This window comes from Streptomyces sp. NPDC090083 (assembly GCF_044747445.1).
In the GTDB taxonomy this organism is placed as follows: Bacteria; Actinomycetota; Actinomycetes; order Streptomycetales; family Streptomycetaceae; genus Streptomyces.
The window spans coordinates 276732-295249 of the sequence record NZ_JBIVED010000008.1; the positions used below are offsets into that span (position 1 = coordinate 276732).

The 18518-nt window shown below is 72.7% G+C and carries 18 protein-coding genes; 10 read left to right on the forward strand and 8 right to left on the reverse strand.

From position 1 onward, the window contains the following. The first annotated feature begins 1 nt into the window (after position 1). The 6 genes from ACIPTO_RS27745 to ACIPTO_RS27770 all read left to right on the forward strand — a co-directional run bounded on the left by ACIPTO_RS27745 (position 2) and on the right by ACIPTO_RS27770 (position 5984). Positions 2-1114 (forward strand): ABC transporter permease subunit, encoded by a 1113-nt coding sequence (locus ACIPTO_RS27745; protein ID WP_366321367.1) that lies wholly within the window; start codon positions 2-4, stop codon positions 1112-1114. Further along, complete coding sequence (locus ACIPTO_RS27750; protein WP_401196513.1) at positions 1114-1986, forward strand: ABC transporter permease; 873 nt, start codon at positions 1114-1116, stop codon at positions 1984-1986. Before ACIPTO_RS27745 ends, ACIPTO_RS27750 begins: the two co-directional genes overlap by 1 nt. Then, complete coding sequence (locus ACIPTO_RS27755; RefSeq protein ID WP_366321369.1) at positions 1983-2735, forward strand: purine-nucleoside phosphorylase; 753 nt, start codon at positions 1983-1985, stop codon at positions 2733-2735. Before ACIPTO_RS27750 ends, ACIPTO_RS27755 begins: the two co-directional genes overlap by 4 nt. Next, on the forward strand, positions 2732-4027 hold the full coding sequence (locus tag ACIPTO_RS27760) for an amidohydrolase (RefSeq protein WP_401196516.1): 1296 nt from the start codon (positions 2732-2734) through the stop codon (positions 4025-4027). Before ACIPTO_RS27755 ends, ACIPTO_RS27760 begins: the two co-directional genes overlap by 4 nt. A gap of 85 nt (positions 4028-4112) precedes the next feature. Further along, positions 4113-4784 (forward strand): FadR/GntR family transcriptional regulator, encoded by a 672-nt coding sequence (locus tag ACIPTO_RS27765; protein WP_366321373.1) that lies wholly within the window; start codon positions 4113-4115, stop codon positions 4782-4784. Positions 4785-4982: 198 nt separating this feature from the next. Then, positions 4983-5984 carry a PAC2 family protein gene (locus ACIPTO_RS27770; protein WP_366321374.1) on the forward strand — a complete coding sequence of 334 codons (1002 nt, stop codon included), beginning with the start codon at positions 4983-4985 and terminating at the stop codon, positions 5982-5984. Positions 5985-6062: 78 nt separating this feature from the next. Here the strand turns inward: ACIPTO_RS27770 and mshC are convergent, their stop codons facing one another. The 4 genes from mshC to ACIPTO_RS27790 all read right to left on the reverse strand — a co-directional run bounded on the left by mshC (position 6063) and on the right by ACIPTO_RS27790 (position 9521). Next, a complete protein-coding gene (gene mshC / locus ACIPTO_RS27775) occupies positions 6063-7292 on the reverse strand; it encodes a cysteine--1-D-myo-inosityl 2-amino-2-deoxy-alpha-D-glucopyranoside ligase (RefSeq protein ID WP_401196519.1) in 1230 nt (409 codons plus the stop codon). 94 nt (positions 7293-7386) lie between these two features. Next, positions 7387-8205 carry an SCO1664 family protein gene (locus ACIPTO_RS27780; protein WP_401196521.1) on the reverse strand — a complete coding sequence of 273 codons (819 nt, stop codon included), beginning with the start codon at positions 8203-8205 and terminating at the stop codon, positions 7387-7389. Further along, positions 8169-8759 (reverse strand): DUF3090 domain-containing protein, encoded by a 591-nt coding sequence (locus ACIPTO_RS27785; RefSeq protein ID WP_033283700.1) that lies wholly within the window; start codon positions 8757-8759, stop codon positions 8169-8171. The genes ACIPTO_RS27780 and ACIPTO_RS27785 overlap by 37 nt, the downstream gene beginning before the upstream one ends. Positions 8760-8834: 75 nt before the next feature. Continuing rightward, positions 8835-9521 carry a histidine phosphatase family protein gene (locus ACIPTO_RS27790; protein ID WP_401196524.1) on the reverse strand — a complete coding sequence of 229 codons (687 nt, stop codon included), beginning with the start codon at positions 9519-9521 and terminating at the stop codon, positions 8835-8837. A gap of 62 nt (positions 9522-9583) precedes the next feature. On the opposite strand from ACIPTO_RS27790, the gene corA reads away from it, so the two are divergent. Beyond that, complete coding sequence (corA, locus tag ACIPTO_RS27795; RefSeq protein ID WP_401196526.1) at positions 9584-10582, forward strand: magnesium/cobalt transporter CorA; 999 nt, start codon at positions 9584-9586, stop codon at positions 10580-10582. A gap of 14 nt (positions 10583-10596) precedes the next feature. On the opposite strand, the gene ACIPTO_RS27800 is transcribed toward corA, so the two are convergent. Next, the gene (locus ACIPTO_RS27800; protein WP_401196528.1) at positions 10597-11385 is read right to left on the reverse strand and encodes a ferritin-like domain-containing protein; all 789 of its coding nucleotides are present in this window, start codon (positions 11383-11385) and stop codon (positions 10597-10599) included. A 236-nt stretch (positions 11386-11621) separates the two neighbouring features. Beyond that, on the reverse strand, positions 11622-12677 hold the full coding sequence (locus ACIPTO_RS27805) for an LLM class F420-dependent oxidoreductase (RefSeq protein ID WP_366321386.1): 1056 nt from the start codon (positions 12675-12677) through the stop codon (positions 11622-11624). A gap of 186 nt (positions 12678-12863) precedes the next feature. On the opposite strand from ACIPTO_RS27805, the gene ACIPTO_RS27810 reads away from it, so the two are divergent. Then, positions 12864-13847 carry an aldo/keto reductase gene (locus ACIPTO_RS27810; RefSeq protein WP_366321388.1) on the forward strand — a complete coding sequence of 328 codons (984 nt, stop codon included), beginning with the start codon at positions 12864-12866 and terminating at the stop codon, positions 13845-13847. Beyond that, positions 13844-16231, forward strand: coding sequence for a helix-hairpin-helix domain-containing protein (locus tag ACIPTO_RS27815; protein WP_401196531.1), 2388 nt, complete (start codon positions 13844-13846; stop codon positions 16229-16231). The genes ACIPTO_RS27810 and ACIPTO_RS27815 overlap by 4 nt, the downstream gene beginning before the upstream one ends. A gap of 93 nt (positions 16232-16324) precedes the next feature. On the opposite strand, the gene ACIPTO_RS27820 is transcribed toward ACIPTO_RS27815, so the two are convergent. Next, positions 16325-17050, reverse strand: coding sequence for a hypothetical protein (locus ACIPTO_RS27820; protein WP_401196534.1), 726 nt, complete (start codon positions 17048-17050; stop codon positions 16325-16327). A gap of 47 nt (positions 17051-17097) precedes the next feature. On the opposite strand from ACIPTO_RS27820, the gene ACIPTO_RS27825 reads away from it, so the two are divergent. Beyond that, complete coding sequence (locus ACIPTO_RS27825) at positions 17098-17286, forward strand: DUF5703 family protein (RefSeq protein ID WP_005485166.1); 189 nt, start codon at positions 17098-17100, stop codon at positions 17284-17286. Between the two features lie 75 nt (positions 17287-17361). Here the strand turns inward: ACIPTO_RS27825 and ACIPTO_RS27830 are convergent, their stop codons facing one another. Then, positions 17362-18444 (reverse strand): chaplin, encoded by a 1083-nt coding sequence (locus ACIPTO_RS27830; RefSeq protein ID WP_401196536.1) that lies wholly within the window; start codon positions 18442-18444, stop codon positions 17362-17364. Positions 18445-18518 lie beyond the last annotated feature (74 nt).

Genomic DNA, 18518 nt, shown 5'->3' on the forward strand with positions numbered 1-18518 from the left:
CATGACACCCATTCAGACACCGCGCACATCAGGGGTGTTGCGCTCCCCCGTCACCTTCTCCGTGGCCGCGGGCCTGGTCATCGGCGCCCTGTTCCTCGTGGGCACCGGCGCGGACCCCTTCACGGCGTACGGCGCCGTCCTCACCGGTTCGCTCGGTGCGGACGGCATCGGCTCCACGCTGAGCACCGGCACCAGCGTGCTGGGCATGGCGCTGGCGCTGGCGATCCCGCTGCGCGCCGGGCTGATCAACCTCGGTGGCGACGGACAGCTGGTCCTCGGCGGCATCACGGCGGCCGTGACCGGTCTGTACTCGCCGCTGCCCGCGCCGCTGACCGTCGTCCTGGCGCTGCTCGCGGGCATGGCGGCGGGCGCCGCGTACGCCGCGCTGGCCGCCCTGTGCGAGAACCGCCTCGGGGTCCCGCTGCTGGTCAGCAGTCTGCTGCTGAGCTACCCGGCGGTGTCGCTCGCGTCCTACCTGGCGCGCTACCCGCTCAAGGAGCCCGGCTCCAGCCTCCCCCAGACCCGATCGATGCCGGACGGCGTGGCACTGCCCGCGTTCGGCGACTCGACGGTCACCGTCGGGCTCGTCCTGGTCGTCCTCGCGGCGGCGGCGTACTGGTTCACGGACCGGCGCACGGCGTTCGGCTACGAGATCCGCATGACCGGTCTCAACTCCCGCTTCGCCGCCTACGCGGGCGTCGAACGCCGGGGCCTCACACTCAGGTTGATGTCCGTCTCGGGCGCGCTGGCCGGACTCGTGGGCGCCATAGGGGTGTTGAGCTTCCCGTACCGCTTCGTCGACGGCTCGCTCACCGCACCGGGCTACACCTGGACGGGACTCACGGCCGCGCTGCTCGCCGCGGCCGCTCCGCTCGGCACGGTCGTCGCGTCCTTCTTCTTCGCCGTCCTCGCGGTCGGCGGACTGGCGATGGAGCGCACGACCGAGGTGCCGCGCGAGCTGACGCAGGTGCTCCAGGCCATCGTGATCGTGTTCCTGGCGGCCCGACTGCGCTTCCCCGGGCGGTGGTTCACCGGACGCGCCCGGAAGGACCCGCACGACGACAACGCTCAGCAGACCTCTCCACCGACCGCTCGGAAGATCGGGGCCGCGTGATGTTCTTCGACTCCGACCTACTGATGTCGGCGCTGCGCGCGCTGACCCCGATCCTGCTGGCCGCGCTCGGCGGTGCCCTGTGCGAGCGGGCGGGCGTCTTCAACATCGGCCTCGAAGGCATGATGCTGATGGGCTGCTTCACGTCGGTGGCCACGAGCTGGTTCACGGGCAGCGCCTGGCTCGGTGTGCTCGCCGCGGCCCTCGCGGCGGCCGCGTACTCGCTGATCCTGGCCGTCGGCGCGGTGACCCTGCGCGGGGACGCGGTCGTCCTCGGCATCGCCATGAACCTCCTGGCCGTCGGGCTGACCAGCTTCCTGTTGCGTACGGTCTTCGGTGTGCAGGGCACCTTCGACGATCCGTCACTCGCCGGGCTGCCGCTGATCGGCGGCTTCACCCCCCTCGCCCATCTGGCGTTCGCCGCGGTCGCGGTGGCCGCGGTGCTGCTGTCCCGGCATGCGTGGGGGCTCCGGCTGCGCGGGGTCGGCGAGGCACCGGACGCGGCGGCCACGCTCGGGGTGAACCCGGCGAAGCACAAGTACGCGGCCGTCCTCGTCTCCGGGGTCCTGTGCGGGCTCGCGGGAGCCCAACTCGCCCTCGGCAACGTCACGTTGTTCTCCGAGAACATGACGGCGGGCCGGGGCTGGATCGCGGTCGTGGCGGTGATGCTCGGCCGCGCGGCACCCGTCGGTGTGCTGCTCGCCGCGCTGCTCTTCGGGCTCGCCGAGGCCGCCGGCTTCCGCCTCCAGGGCGTCGGCCTGCCCCAACAGGCCACGGACGCCGCGCCGTACGTCGTGACCCTGGTCGCCCTCTTCCTCTCGACGGCCCGCCGCCGTCGCCGTACCGCCGACTCCCCCACCGGAGCTGTCACATGACGCACGACCTGCTGCCCATCACACGCATACCGCGCACCGGACTTCCCGCGCACGCCGTCGTCGTCGGCGACCCGGCGCGCGCCGCCGCCGTGGCCGCGCTGCTCGACGGTGCCGAGGAGGTGTCGTACCACCGCGAATACCGTGTGTTCAGCGGGAGTTGGAAGGGGCTGCCGGTCACCGTCGCCTCGCACGGGGTGGGCGGGCCGGGCGCGATCCTGCTGTTCCAGGAGCTGGCGGACGCGGGCGTGCGCACCTTCCTGCGCTTCGGCACGGCGGGCGCGATGAAGCCCGGCATCGGCGACGGCGACCTCGTCATCGCGGAGGCGGCCGTCCGTGACGACGGCGTCACCCGGCAGTTGCTGCCCCCGGAGTACCCCGCCGTCGCCGCCCCCGAGGCCGTCCTCGCCCTCCAGCGCGCGGCCCGCGCCGCCGACGCCCCGCACCACCGCGGCATCGTCTGGACCCGAGCGGCCTTCCAGCCCGGCCTCCTCCCCCTCTTCTCCTACGACGGCGCCGGGCTCGCGGCGATCGAGATGGAGCTGTCGGCGCTGCTGGTGACGGCCTCGCTGCGCGGTCTGGTCGCGGGCGGGGTGCTGGTCGTGGACGGCGCGAACGCCGACGAACTGGTCGACGCGGAGACCACCGGCGGCTACGACCCGCACCGGGACGTCGTCGCGGCGGGTGTCGAGCGGGGCGCGGTGGTGTCCCTGGAGGCGCTGCGGCTGCTGGCCGAGGAGTACCCGGCATGACCATCGACCTGTTGGTGAGCGGCGGGGACGTCCTGACCGTCGACGAGGCCGGAACGGTCGTACGGGACGGGGCGGTCGCCGTCCACGAGGGCGAGATCCTCGCCGTGGGACCGGCCGCGGACGTGACGACCCGGTTCACCGCCGCCGAGTCCGTCGACGCCACCGGCTGTCTCGTCCTGCCGGGACTGATCAACACGCACACGCATCTCGCGATGACGCTGCTGCGCGGTCGCACCGACGACGTGACCCTCCAGGGCTTCCTGGAGCGGGTGTTGACGTGGGAGACCGAGCTGCTGGGGCCGCGGAACGTGGCGGCGGCGGTGCGGCTCGCGGTGGCCGAGAGCATACGGGCCGGGGTGACCTCGGCCCTCGACATGTACTGGTTCCACGAGGCGGCCGAGCAGACGGCCCGCGAGGCGGGCTGGCGGCTGCACACGGGCCCCACCTTCATGGACGTGCCGGAACCGCCGGACGGGATGCCGTACGAGAAGCGGCTGGACTGGGCGCGGCGGGACCTGGCGGCCCGGGGCGGGGCACGCGGCGGCACCCGCCCGGTCCTCTTCGCGCACTCGACCTACACCCTCGCCCCCGACCAGCTCGTCGAGATCGCCGCTCTGGCACGGGAGTTCGGGGCGCTGCTGCACGTCCACGCGGCGGAGAACGCCACCGAGGTCGCCACCGTCGAGGTCAAGTACGGCAAGCGGCCTGTGGAGTTGCTCGACTCGCTGGGGCTGCTCGGTCCCGATCTGCTGCTCGCGCACGCCGTGGACCTGACCGGCCCGGAGATCGCGGCGCTGGCCCGCACCGGCACGTCGGTCGCCCACTGCCCGGTGTCCAACATGAAGTTGGGGTGCGGCGTCGCGCCGGTGCCCCGGCTGCTCAGCGCGGGCGTCACCGTCGGGCTCGGCACGGACGGCGCCGTCAGCTCCAACACGCTGGACGTGCTGGGCGCCGTACGGCAGGCGGCCCTCATCCACAAGGCGGGCGGCGACCCGACGGCCGTCGGTGCCGAACAGGCCGTGCGGATGGCGACGATCGAGGGCGCGCGGGCGCTGGGCCTGGGCGATCACCTGGGATCGCTGGAGGCGGGCAAGCGGGCCGATCTGATCGTGCTCGACCTCGGGGCGCCGCATCTGCGGCCGCTGCACGACCCGTGGTCGACGCTCGCGTACGCCGCGCACTCGGCGGACGTACGGGACACCGTGGTGGACGGCCGGGTGCTGATGCGGAACCGGACACTCGGCACGCTGGACGAGGACGCGGCGCTCGCCGCGCTCGAGGCACTTGTCTGAGCTGTGCGTTTCCCTCCCGTTCAACCTGCTGAACCCCCATAATGGGCCTGATACATCGGATGTCTGAACAACAGGGAGGCCGGCCATGGCGGTCACCGATGAGGCGATCGAGAAGATCAAGGGAATGATCGTCTCCGGCGCGCTGCGGCCCGGGGACCGGCTGCCCAAGGAGAGCGAGCTCGCCGCCGAACTGGGCCTGTCCCGCAACTCCCTGCGGGAGGCCGTACGCGCCCTGTCGCTGATCCGCATCCTGGACGTGCGGCAGGGCGACGGCACCTACGTCACCAGCCTGGACCCCCAACTCCTGCTGGAGGCGCTCAGTTTCGTGGTGGACTTCCACCGCGACGACACGGTGCTGGAGTTCCTCGCCGTCCGGCGGATCCTGGAGCCGGCCGCCACGGCGATGGCGGCGCTGCGCATCAGCGAGCAGCAACTCGCGGCACTGAGCGCCCAGTTGGACGCGCTCGGCGGGGAGCCGTCGGTGGAGGAACTGGTCGCCTGCGACCTGGAGTTCCACCGGGGCATCGTGCACAGTTCCGGCAACTCGGTGCTCTGCTCCTTGCTCGACGGGCTGTCCGGGCCCACCACGCGGGCCCGGATCTGGCGCGGACTGACCCAGGAGGACGCGGTGAGCCGGACGCTGCACGAGCACCGGGCGATCCTCGGCGCGCTGCGCGACCGGGACGCGGAGGCGGCGCGGTCGTGGGCGACGGTGCACATCGCGAGCGTGGAGCAGTGGCTGCGTTCGAGCCTGTGATCGAGTGAGGCGCTCCGCCGACCCATCGGAGGAGTGACCGGCCGGGACGGGTCTGCACAGGGTGGCGATCTTGTGTGTTCGAGCCGCTCGGACGGGGCAGGCATGGGTTCACTCCCCCGTGCAAGGGGGCTGCGGGCGCCCTCGCCGGACGCCGTAAGGTTGGGGCGTACGCGAGGGCAGATCGGAAGGAGGCGCTGGGTGATCGAGCTGGAGGGGGTTCCCGAGCTGATCGACCCAGTGATGGTGGCCGCGTTCGAGGGCTGGAACGACGCCGGCGACGCCGCCTCCACCGCGGTCGCGCACCTGGACAAGGAGTGGAAGGGCGAGGTCTTCGCGGCCCTGGACGCCGAGGACTACTACGACTTCCAGGTCAACCGGCCCACGGTGTGGATGGACGCCGGAGTGCGAAAGATCACATGGCCGACCACGCGCCTGTCGGTGGTCCGGGTCGGTGGCGAGAAGCCGCGTGACCTCGTGCTCGTCCGCGGTATCGAACCGTCCATGCGCTGGCGCTCGTTCTGCAACGAACTGCTGGGCTTCGCCCACGAGTTGGGAGTCGAGCTGGTGGTGATCCTGGGCGCGCTGCTCGGTGACACCCCGCACACCCGTCCGGTGCCGATCAGCGGCACCACGTCGGACTCGGACCTGGCGCAGCGGATGGACCTGGAGGAGACCAAGTACGAGGGTCCGACCGGGATCGTCGGCATCCTCCAGGAGGCGTGCACGCACGCGGGCGTACCGGCCGTGTCGCTGTGGGCGGCGGTGCCGCACTACGTGTCGCAGCCGCCCAACCCGAAGGCGACCCTGGCGCTGCTCAACCGCCTGGAGGACCTGATCGACGTGCGCATCCCCCTGGGCGAGCTGCCAGAGGACGCGCGGGCCTGGCAGGTCGGCGTGGACCAGCTGGCCGCCGAGGACAGCGAGGTCGCCGAGTACGTGCAGACGCTGGAGGAGGCCCGCGACACCGCGGAGCTGCCGGAGGCGTCGGGCGAGGCCATCGCGCGCGAGTTCGAGCGCTACCTGCGCAGACGCGACGGCGGCGGCCCGCAGCCCGGGGGCCATGCCACGGCGGACGGCAGCGACAGCGCGCCGTACCTCCGGGACAACCCGGGCGGCGGCCGGACGAAGCCGCAGCGGCCGACGAAGCCGGACACGGAACCGGAGGCCGACACGGACGACGAGGACTCCTCCGAGGAGTAAGCCCGTCCGTCGGCAGGACGTGAGACAGGGGCGGTTCCTCCCGGCCGGGAGGAACCGCCCCTGTGCTGCGAGCCGTTGCTACAGGGCCACGCCCAGCAGGGCGTCCACGGCACGGGAGACGACACCGGGGGCGCTCTCGTCGCTGCCGCCCCGGTCGCTCTGGAGAGCCGCCCAGCGGTCGACCGCGGCGAGCGCGGCCGGTGCGTCCAGGTCGTTCGCGAGGGCTTCGCGCATCTCCTCGACGACCGTCAGCGCGGAGGGGCCGTCGGGCCGGGAGACGGCGGCACGCCAGCGCCCGAGGCGGGCGACGGCCTCCTCCAGGACCCCGTCGGTCCACTCCCAGTCGGAGCGGTAGTGGTGGGAGTGCAGGGCGAGCCGGATGGCGGCCGGGTCGACTCCCGCGCGGCGCAGCGCGGAGACGAAGACGAGGTTGCCCCGGGACTTCGACATCTTCTCGCCGTCGAGACCGACCATGCCGGCGTGGACGTAGGCCTTGGCCATGGGGAACTCGCCGGTCAGCACCTGGGCGTGGGAGGCGCCCATCTCGTGGTGCGGGAAGGCGAGGTCGGAGCCGCCGCCCTGGACGTCGAAGCCCATGCCGAGGTGGTCGAGGGCGATCGCGACGCACTCGATGTGCCAGCCGGGCCGTCCCTGTCCGAGCGTGCCGCCGTCCCAGCTCGGCTCGCCCTCGCGGGCGGCCATCCAGAGCATCGGGTCGAGCGGGTTCTTCTTGCCCGGACGGTCCGGGTCGCCGCCGCGCTCGGCGGAGAGCAGGCGCATCGCGGCGGCGTCGAGGCCGGAGACCGTGCCGAAGTGCGGGTCGGACCCGACGGAGAAGTAGATGTCGCCGTCGAGTTCGTAGGCGGCACCGGCGTCCCTGAGGCGCTCCACGAGCGGCACGATGCCGGGTATCGCCTCGACCGCGCCGATGTAGTGCTTGGGGGGCAGCATCCGCAGGGCGGTCATGTCCTCGCGGAAGAGCGCCGTCTCCTGCTCGGCGAGGGCCACCCAGTCGACGCCGTCGCGCACGGCGCGCTCCAGGAGCGGGTCGTCGACGTCGGTCACGTTCTGGACGTAGTGAACCTGCCGCTTGGTGTCGAGCCACACGCGCTGCACGAGGTCGAACGCGTTGTAGGTCGCCGCGTGCCCCATGTGGGTGGCGTCGTACGGCGTGATGCCGCAGACGTAGATACGGGCGACGGGACCGGTGTCCGGGGTGACCGGACCGCCGGTCGCGGTGTCGTGGATCCGGAGGTCGCGGCCCTTGCCGGGCAGGGCGGGGACCTCAGAAGCGGGCCAGGCATACATGTCATGAGCGTAACCGGACGGATGATCCGTTTACGAACCGGACCAGGCCGTATGGCCGGTAAGGCGCTCTTGCGCGCCGCCGCGCCGTGTGCAGCTACACGGGCGGCCACGGGATCGCGGGCCACTCCCCGCTCGGCTCGGGATGCTTCCCGTCCGCGAGCAGCGCGTCGACCCGCGCGCGCGTGGCGTCGAGTTCCGCTGCGGTGATCAGCTCGGCGAGCCTCCCGGCGAGACCGGCGCCGTCGCTGAGCGCCTCCCTGAGCCCCTGGAGGACGTCGACCGCCTCCGGAGTGAGGGGATCGCCCGCCCAGCCCCACAGGAGGGTGCGGAGCTTGTTCTCGGCGTTGAAGGTGACACCGTGGTCGATGCCGTAGAGGCGGCCCCCGTCGGCGGGCAGCAGATGGCCGCCCTTGCGGTCCGCGTTGTTGATCACCGCGTCGAGGACGGCGAGCCTGCGCAGCCGCTCGTCGTCGGCGTGCACCAGGAGAGCCGTCTTCCCTTCGCCGACCTCGGCGAGGGCGATGGCCTTCCAGCCCTCGCCGGGCTCCTCGGCGTCGACCAGGGCGAGCAGTTCGGACCCGGGCACGGCCTCGATCCACAGCTGGCACATGCCCTCGCCGTGCGGCCCGTCGCGCAGCACGGTGGTGGGCACCAGGCCCCAGCCGGTCGCCTCGGAGACCTCGTAGGCGGCGACCTCGCGCTGGGCGAGGGTGCCGTCCGGGAAGTCCCACAGGGGGCGCTCCCCGGCGACGGGTTTGTACACGCAGGACGCCTCGCGGCCCTCGTACGCCACGGAGCAGAACAGCACCGCGTTCGAGGCCTCGCGGATGCGTCCGCGCACGGTCAGCTCACCCTTGGCGAGCAGTTCGGCGGTGGTCACGCTCCGCGCCGGTATCCGTTCTGGCGCGGACATACGTGTCCTTCCGGGTCGAGCGGGAGGCTGCACAGCGGGCAGGGCGGACGGCCGGCGTTGACGACGTCCAGGGCCCGCTTGGCGAAGGCACGGGCCTGGGCTCCGGTGAGGCGGACCCGCAGCATCGGGGGGCCGTTCTCCTCGTCCTGGAGGAGGCGCTCCTCGGCCTCGGCGAGATCCTCGTCGGTGTCGGCGTCGAGCTCGACGAGGGCCTGCGCCTCGACGATCATGCGCTGCTCCTCGCCGTCCCAGGCGAGCGCCATGGTGCCGACGCGGAACTCCTCCTCGACAGGGGTCTCCAGCGGGCGGGTGTCGGAGATCTCGGTGGGGGTGACGGCCGGGACGGCCGCGCTGCCGCCGCTGCGCCGTACGACCTCGTCCAGAAGCTCGTCCATGCGCTCGGCGAGCGCGGCGACCTGCGTCTTCTCCAGGGCCACGCTGGTCACCCGAGGACCGGAGGCGGCCTGGAGGAAGAACGTACGGCGCCCGGGCAGTCCGACCGTGCCGGCTACGAAGCGGTCCGGCGGGTCGTAGAGGAACACCTGACGGGACACGTCCTGTCTCCATGGGAATCGACTGCTGACAAGTGGGGCGCTACTGCGACCGCTTCACCCTACTGCGGCCGACGATCACGGTGCGCCCGCGCCGCCCCCGACGGTGGCGTCGCCGCCCGGTGTCTCCTCGCGCGGCGCCAGGGACGCGAGATCTCCCGTGTCCCCGAGCCGGACGAGAAAAGGCCTGAGACGGGTGTAACGGATCGCTGTGATGGAACACGGTTCTACGGAGATCCGCTGGAAGAGGTCGAGATGAAGCCCGAGCGCGTCCGCGACAAGGGACTTGATGATGTCGCCGTGCGAGCACATGAGGTAGACGGCGTCGGAGCCGTGATCGCGCTCCACGCGCGCGTTCCACTCGCGTACGGCCTCGGCCGCGCGGGTCTGCATCGCGCGCATCGACTCGCCGCCGGGGAACGCCGCCGACGAGGGATGGGACTGGACGACCTCCATCAGGGGCTCGTCCGACAGCTCGGCGAGCTTGCGGCCGGACCAGTCGCCGTAGTGACACTCCCCGATCCGCTCCTCGGTGTGCAGCCGCAGGTCGGGGCGGGCGTCGAGGAGCGGCCGCAGGGTCTCCTGGCAGCGCTGGAGGGGGCTGGCGACGACCTCGGCGATCGGCAGTGCGGCGAGCCGTCCGGGGAGCGCCGCGGCCTGGGCGTTGCCGCGCTCGTCGAGGGCGATACCGGGCGTCCAGCCGGCGAGCACTCCCCCGGTGTTGGCGGTCGAACGTCCGTGCCGGACAAGGATCAACGTGGGCATGTGGCCAAGGGTAGGCGCACACGCGTGTGCGTCCCCGGCCGGACGGCGGGAGAATACGCACCGTGATCGTCGACTACGCCATCTACCGTGACGGACGCCGGACGGACGGCCCCGGCGACTTCTCCGACGGCCTCGACCACTGTCGTCGTGTGGGTGACGCCTTCGTGTGGATCGGCCTCTACGAGCCCACGGAGAAGGAGTTCGACCGGGTCACCCAGGAGTTCGGCCTGCACCCCCTGGCCGTCGAGGACGCCCTCACCGCCCATCAGCGGCCCAAGCTGGAGGTCTACGACGACTCGCTGTTCGTGGTCCTCAAGCCGGTCGCCTACGAGGCGGACAGCGACGTGGTCACCTCCGGCGAGGTCATGGTCTTCGTGGGCGACTCCTTCGTGGTGACCGTCCGGCACGGCATGGAGGCCCCTCTGGCGGCCGTACGGCACCGCCTGGAGGAGGAGCCGGAGATGCTGCGGCACGGACCGACGGCGGTGCTGTACTCGATCGCGGACGCGGTGGTCGACCACTACGTCGACGTGGCGGGCGAGTTGCAGACCGACCTGGAGGAGCTGGAGGCGGCGGTGTTCTCGCCGGTCGGCGGCGGCTCGCGGACCACGGCCTCGCGGATCTACGCCTTCAAGCGGCAGATCCTGGAGTTCCGCCGAGCCACCGGACCGCTGGCCCAGCCGCTGGCCCGGCTCGCGGGCGTCGGCCTCGCCGGGGACCGGGTGCCGTACGTGAACGACAGGTCGCGGCCGTTCTTCCGGGACGTCAACGACCACCTGACGAAGGTCAACGAGTCCGTGGAGGGCCTGGACCGGCTGGTCTCGGACGTCCTGTCGGCCCACCTCGCGCAGACCGGCGTCCGGCAGAACGACGACATGCGGAAGATCTCCGGCTGGGCCGCCATGGCCGCGGTCCCCACGATGATCGCGGGGATCTACGGCATGAACTTCGACCACATGCCGGAGCTGCACTGGCTGTGGGGGTACCCGGCGGTGATCGTGCTGATGGCCGTCCTGGAGATGCTGCTGTACCGGACGTTCAAGCGGCGCGGCTGGCTGTAGGGCGCTGCGAGGACCTACGCGAACTCGGGGGTGGCGGTGGCCGGTCCGCCGAGGGCGTCGAGGCGTTCCGGCATCCTCAGGGACACCATCCGCCGCCAGCCGCCGAGCCGTTCGTACGCGTAGACCGCGTGGATGCCCGCGGCGAGCGCGGCCGACTTGGCGCGGGGCCAGCCGAGGACGTGTCCCATGCGTGCCATCACCGCGAGGCTGACGTCCCGGTAGATCCGGATCTCGGCCAACGCGCACTGCCGGAGCGTCCGTTGGATGGCGCGGCCGTGTCCCGCGGCGGCGAAACGCAGCAACTCCTCGTGGCAGTAGGCGAGATGGTTGTCCTCGTCGTGCGAGATCATGCGTACCGCGCGGCCGAGGTCGGGGTGGTCGGCGAAGTGCCTGCGCAGCAGGTCCATCTGCTCGGAGGCGCGCTGCTCGGTGACCCGGCTGTGCGCGAGGTAGGTGACGACGTCCTCGACGGTCAGGGCCGCCTCGCCCTTGAGTTTCTCGTGCGCGAGACCGATGCCGTGCCGCTCCAGGAGCATCGTGTAGTCGGTGTCGGCGGGCACCCGGACCGGTTCGAGGCCGCGCTTCTTCAGGAGGGCGTTGAAGATGCGGCCGTGCTTGTCCTCGTCGGCGCCGTGCCGGCTGATCTTGGGGGCGAGGTGCCGTTCGCTCGGCGGTACGAGCACGGCGATGCGCCCGTTCTCCCAGCCGCCCTGGGACTCGCCGCTGGCCGCGATGGAGCAGAACAGCCGGAACGACTCGTCGTTGTCGAGGATCTCCTGGAACAGACTCTTGGCCGAAAGCATCTGAAGGCACCTCCATGCAGGATTCCGCCGCATTCCGCAAAGAACGAGTCAAATGCGGCATCAGAGGTGCTGCAACAGCAGTGTCGGACAACTCCGCCAAAAGGAGGACTACGGATGTCCCGTCCGGGGCGTAACCGCACGGGCCGCCGCGCGTTGTTCCCCGTGACGGCCGTGGCGGGGAAGACCCCCCGAGCCCCCACCACGGCCGTAGAAAACGTCCGCGCCGCGACGGCGCGTCACGCGAGGCCGGCGCGCTCCAGTGCTTCCGTTCCGGCGCGCAGGGCGGCGAGGCGCTCGTCCAGGGTCCAGCCGGCCGGGGCGAGCGTCAGGGTGGTGACACCGGCCGCCGCGTACTCCTTCATCCGGTCCGCGATGCGGTCCACGGAACCCAGCAGCGTCGTCTTGTCGATCAGGTCGTGCGGGATGGCCGCGGCGGCGCCCTCCTTGTCGCCGGACAGGTACTTGTCCTGGATCTCGGCGGCGGCCGCCTCGAAGCCCATGCGCCGGGCCTGCTTGTTGTAGAAGTTCTGCTGCCGGCTGCCCATGCCGCCGACGTAGAGCGCGGTGTACGGGCGGAAGGTGTCGGCGAGCTTCTCGACGTCCTTGTCCTCGCCGAGGGCGAGCGGGAGCGTCGGGACGATGTCGAAGCCCTCCAGGGTCTTGCCCGCCTTCTCGCGCCCGGCCCGCAGATGCCGTACGGCGGTGTCCTCCAGGTGCTCGGCCGAGGGGAAGATCAGCAGCGCGCCGTCGGCGATCTCGCCGGTCTGCTCCAGGTTCTTCGGGCCGATCGCCGCGATGTAGAGCGGGATGTGCTCGCGCTCCGGGTGCACGGTCAGCTTGAGGGGCTTGCCCGGGCCGTCGGGCAGCGGCAGCGTCCAGTGCTCTCCGTCGTAGGACAGGCGCTCGCGGGTCATCGCCTTCCGGACGATCTCGACGTACTCACGCGTGCGTGCCAGCGGCTTGTCGAACTTGACGCCGTACCAGCCCTCGGAGACCTGCGGGCCGGAGACGCCGAGGCCGAGGCGGAAGCGTCCGCCGGAGAGCGAGTCGAGGGTCGCGGCGGTCATCGCCGTCATCGCGGGCTGGCGGGCCGGGATCTGGAAGATGGCCGAGCCGACGTCGATGCGCTCGGTCTGCGCGGCGACCCAGGTGAGCACCGTGGCCGCGTCGGAGCCGTAGGCCTCGGCGGCCCAGCACACCGCGTAGCCGAGGCGGTCGGCCTCCCGCGCCACGGCGAGGTTGTCGCCGTCCATTCCGGCACCCCAGTAGCCGAGGTTGATCCCGAGCTGCATGGCAGACCCCTTACCGATCAGTAACGTCGCTGTTGTGCCGACCCTAGCGCGCGGTGGTGGCGGCGGACAGGACGGGTACCGGTGAGCGATCACGGAGCGTGCCGCCGGAGGGACTGTGGATCATCGCGGAATTCGGTTATCCACAGGCCCCCACACCGCAGGTTCAGGCCAGTAATCTCGGCGTTCATGGAGCAGAGGCATCTCGGCCGTACCGGCCTGCGTGTGTCCCGGATCGGACTCGGCACCCTCACGTGGGGGCGCGACACCGACGAGCATGACGCCGCGGGCCTCCTCAAGGCGTTCTGGGAGGCCGGCGGCACCCTCGTCGACACGGCGGACGTGTACGGCGACGGGGAGGCCGAGTACCTGCTCGGACAGCTCATAGAGGGGCTCGTGCCGCGCCGGGACCTGGTCATCTCGACGAAGGCGGGGAGCGTACCCGACCCCGACCGCCGCTTCGACGGCTCGCGCGGCCATCTGCTCGCCGCGCTGGACGCCTCGCTGGCCCGCCTCGGCACGGACTACGTCGACGTGTGGCACATCCACGCCTTCGACCCGTCCACACCGCTGGAGGAGACCCTCCAGGCCCTCGACCTGGCGGTCAGCAGCGGGCGGGCGCGGTACGCGGGCGTCTCGAACTACTGCGGCTGGCAGCTCGCCAAGGCGGCCACCTGGCAGCTGGCGGCGCCGGGCGCGCGGACGCGGCTGGCGAGCACACAGCTGGAGTACTCACTGCTGCAGCGGGGCGTGGAGCGCGAGGTGCTGCCGGCCGCGCTCGACCTGGGCATCGGGCTGCTGCCCTCCTCGCCGCTCGGGCGCGGGGTCCTCACCGGCAAGTACCGGCACGCGACCCCCGCCGACTCACGGGGCGCCTCCGAGCACATGGCGCCCTTCGTCGCGCCGTACCTGGACGACACGGCGACCCGCATCGTGGAGGCGGTGACGATCGCCGCGGACGGGCTCGCGGTGACGCCTCTCCAGGTCGCCCTCGCCTGGGTCCGCGACCGTCCCGGGGTGGCCGCCCCGATCGTCGGCGCGCGCAACGCGCAGCAGCTCACGGCCGCATTGTCAGTGGAGGCCCTTAGTCTTCCTGACGAGATCTGCCGAGCGCTCGACGACGTGTCGGCGCCTCTGCACCGCTATCCCGATCACGACTGGAGCACGCTGTGAGCACGGACCCGGAGACCACGGAGACCACGCCGTCCGAGGACACGGGCACGGATGCCGCGGGGGCGGAGGCCGAGGGCGCGGAGGGCACGGACGGGAATCCGGCCGCAGTGGACACCGAGGGCACCGCGGACACCGGTGAGGGCGCGGCCGAGGAAGCCACCGACGGCTCCGACGGCTCCGACGGCTCCGGAGAGGCGAAGGCCGAAGCCGCCGCGCCCGAGCTGTCCGAAGCCGCCGCCGAACTGCTCGCGCAGCGCCGGGAGCGGGAGCGGATCGAGCGGCGGAAGGCGGAGAAGGCCGGACCCATCGCGGCCGGGGCCAAGCTCAGCGGGACGGCCGCCGATCTGCTCGCGGCGGTGCGGGCCGTGGAGAGCGGCGAGAAGCCCGTGACCACCCCCTTCGCCAAGCCGGACCCCGCCCCGCGCCGGTCCGCCGCGCCCGAGGCGGTCCGCCGCCCGCAGCCCGTCGCGGCCGACCCCGGCACCCCGGCGACCGAGACCGTCGCATCCGTACGGCGGGTGCTGGCCGAGGGCGGCGCGCCCGAGACGCTCGCGGCACAGGTCGCGGCGGCCCTCGGCGACGGCGCGGACGACCGGCTCCGCGAGGACCCCTGGCAGTTGCTCCGCGTCCCCGGTGTGCGGCCCGAGCAGGCCGACGGGTTCGCGCGGGCACTGCTCGGCGCCGAGTGCGCGCCGGACGACGAGCGGCGGGGCCGCGCGGTCACCGGCTGGCTGCTCGAACAGGCCGCCCTGGCCGGGCACACGGCCCTGGAGGCCTCGGCGTTGACGGCCGCGCTGGCCAAGCAGGGCGTGCCCGACCCGGACGCGGCGACGCAGAGCGCCATCGCGGAGGGCGAAGTGCTCGTCTTCCAGGACGCGTTGGACGAGCCCGCCGTCCCGGTGCAGCGCGCGGACGAGGAGGCCGAAGAGGTACAGGAGCGTCCGGTCCGGGTGCTGATCGGCCTGGAGCGGTACGCGCTCGCCGAGGAGAGCCTCGCCGACGGATTCGCCAAGCTGATCAACTCGGTGCCGAAGGAGGACGGTTCGGCGGCGGACTGGGAGCAGGCGGGTGCCGCCAGGAGTTCCACCGGTGAGCTGATCCGCGCGGTCGCGGGCCACGGCCTGGTCCTGCACACCGGCGGGGAGGCGTCCCTGGAGGAACCGGCGGCGCTGCTCCGCGCGGCGGCGGGTTTCGGACTGCGCGTCTGGGCCGCCGCCCACAGCCCGGTCGGGCGGGACCGGTTCACCGCTCTGCTGACGGGGGCCGGCGCGGGTGCGGATTCAGGGAGCGGGTCCGGCGCGGATGGGGGTGCGGGGAGCGGGTCCGGGGGGTCCGGGAATCCCGCGTCCGGCGGACCGCAGGGCCCGGCGACGAACGGCTCAGCGCCGGAGGGCCTCGCCGCGGACGGCCCCGGGTCGGCCGACGGCCCCCGTGCCGCGACCCTCGCCGGTCTCCTCTCCGGCGCCGAGGGCCCCGGGCGGGATGCCGACGGAGCCCTGGACCTGGATCTGCTGGTCGTGCTGGACGCGCCTCAACTGGACGTGGAGACGGCGGCGTTGCTCAGCGAGTCGCTGCCGGACGGCGCCCGGCTGGTGCTGACCGGGGACCCGGCGGTGCTGTGGTCGGCGGGGCCCGGACGCGTCTTCGCGGACCTGCTCGCGTCGAAGGCCTGCCCCCAGGTCGTCTCACGGCGCCCGGACCTCGGTCCCGTGGGCGAGCTGGTCTCGGGCATCGGCATCGGTGAGCTGAACCAGGTGGAGGCCCCCGGCAAGGAGGTCGTGATCGTGCCGGTGCGGGACGCCGGTGAGGCCGTGCACCGGACCGTGCAGCTGGTCGCCGACTCGGTGCCGCGCGTGATCGGCGTCCCGGCCGAGCAGACGGTGGTGATCACACCGGGCCACGGCGGCGCGGCGGGCACCCGTGCCCTGAACGTGGCGCTGAAGGAGCGGCTCAACCCGGGCCCCGGCCGCTTCGGCGGCTTCGACCCCGGTGACCGGATCGCCTACTCCCCCGCCCCCGGCCGTACGATCCCGGGCCGGGTGGTGAACGCGGACGCCGCGGGGCTGCATCTGGCGTGCGCCGGCGGACCCGTCGTCGTACCGAAGGAGCGGGTCGAGCAGGCCGTGCGGCACGGGTGGGCGCTGACCGCGCACCAGGCGGTGGGGGCGCGCTGGCCCGCGGTGGTCGTGGTGCTGCCCGGGGACGCGGCGCAGGCGCTCAGCCGACCGTGGGTGTACACGGCGTTCGGCCGGGCCGACCGGCATCTGTCCGTGGTGCACGGCGTGGACCAGGCGCTGCCCCGGGCCGTCGCCGAGGTCCCGGCCAAGCCGCGGACGACCCGGCTGCCGGTGCTGCTGCGACCGCAGGTCCCGGCGGAGGTCTGAGCCGGGACGGCAGCGGACGGCACGCGACGGCGGCGGTCACCGAGGGGTTTCCTCGGTGACCGCCGCCGTCGTGTGGGCCGGGCGCCGCGCGGATCAGCGGTCCGCTTCCAGCGCCTCCAGGTCCTCGTCCTCGTCGAGGTCGGCGTCCAGATCGGGATCGAGTTCGTCCTCGATCCCGTCCTCCACCTCGTCGATGTCGTCGATCTCGTCGTTGATCTCGTCGTCGAAGACCGCGCTGACGTCGAAGCGGCAGACCACCCGCTGCGGATCGACCTGCTCGAAGGGGGCCTCCAGCCAGGCGCCGGGCTCGGCCGTCTCGTCGGCGGCCGTCACCCACAGCGTCGAGTCGCCCTCCTCAAGGCCGAACTCCTTGGGGCGGGAGGCGATCTCGTCCGCCTCGAACTCGTCGAAGAGGATGCCCAGCGCGCCGTGGATCGTGGCGGAGGCCTCCGTCCCCGTGCCGTCTCCGACCGCCGCCTCGACCCGCTGCGCCTGGGCCAGCAGCCGCTGCGGCTCGGCCACGGCGTAGTCGCGGCGGATCAGCACGCTCACCGCGTTCGGCTCCTCGGGGCCGGTGTACGGCGGCAGGGAGTCGTCGGAACCGGGGATCTCGAAAGGCGTGACCTCGTCGTAACGGTCGTAGAGCAGCTCGTCGTAGACCTCGGCGGCCGCGGCGAGCTGGTTGAACGCCTCGTAGACGGCCGGGTCGTCCTCCCCCGACCGGGCTTCGACCGCGGCCAGGTGGCGGTCGAGCGCGGTCTTGACCGCCTCGGCGGCGGCGCGTACCTCGGCAGCGGTGGGCTGCGCAGCATCAGACATAGTGCAGACGCTATCCGTACCGGGGCTCTGCCCGCACAATAGATGCGATGCCGGAATACGAATTTGTCGACGTGTACGTACCTCGCGGGGTCTCCCGCAAGGACGCCACACGTCTGCTGACGGACCATGCCGAGTACGGACACTGGGAATTGGACCGACTGAGCCTGCTGCGCGACGGGAGTCGCAGGGTGCGGCTGCGCCGGCGGATCATCCGCCAGGTGCGCGCCACGTGGTGAGCTGAGCCGGGCGGGACGGAGCGGGCCCCGACCGTGCGGGGCCCCTCCGTTGCGCACGTCACATCTCTCCGGGAGCTACACGGAGGCCCGCGCCTTGCGGTACAGCACCGCGCCCGCGAGCAGCGCGCCCGCGCCGACCGGGAGAGCGAGGCCCAGCGGCAGTTCGCTGCCGGTGTGCGCGAGCTGGGCGCCGCTCGGGGACTCGACGCCGGACCGGGCACCGGACTGCGCACCGGGCTGGTTCACGTGCACGGAACCGATCGGCGTCTGACCGCCCTTGACCGGCGAGGTGCCCGGGGTGGTGGGGTGCGTGGGAGTGCCCGGGTGGCTCGGCGTTCCGGGGTGGCCCGGAGTCCCGGGAGGGGTCGTGCCGTGGCCGCCGCCGGGAGGCGTGCCGGGGTGGTGACCCCCGCCCGGGTGGTGGCCTCCGCCCGGCTGGTGACCTCCGCCGGGGTGATGCCCGCCCCCGGGGTGATGGCCTCCGCCGTGGTGGCCGCCGCCGCCGGGAGGTGTCCCGTGGTGACCACCGCCGTGATGCCCGCCGCCACCCGGAGGCGTCCCGTGGTGATCGCAGCCGTCGTGACCGCCACCGTGGTGACCGCCACCGCCCGGAGGGGTCCCGTGATGGCCGCCGGTCGGAGGCTTCCCGTGGTCGCCGCCGCCCGAACTGCCCCCATTCGCACAGTCGTTGCCGGTGACGGCGTTGCCGATGCCGATGACACTGACGCTGTTGCCGCAGACGTTCACCGGGACGTCGATCGGTACCTGGACGTGGTTGCCGGAGCCGACGCCGGGTGAGTTCGAGGCGTGTCCGCCGGCGTGCGAGCCCCCTGAGCCGCCCTGCGCGCCGTGCCCGCCCGAGCCGCCGTGGCCACCGGAGCCGCCGTGGCCACCGCCGCTGGTCCCGCTGCCCCCACCCTGGTTGGCGCACTTGTTGCCGACCGCCGGGTTGAGGATCCCGACCACGTTCACGGTGTTGCCGCAGGCGTTGACCGGCACGTGCACCGGTACCTGCACGGTGTTGCCGGACAGTACGCCGGGCGAGCCCTTGCTGGAGCCGACGGCGCCCGAGTCGGCGTGGGCGACGCCGCCCGCGGCCGCGATCACCCCGGTCGCCGCCGCCACGGTCATCAGGCTTTTTCGTGTGACCTGTCGCATTGCTGTATTCCCCCCTGCCTTCAATCCTGACTGAATTCCCCGCGCGATGTCCCGCGCGAAGACCGTCGGCCCCG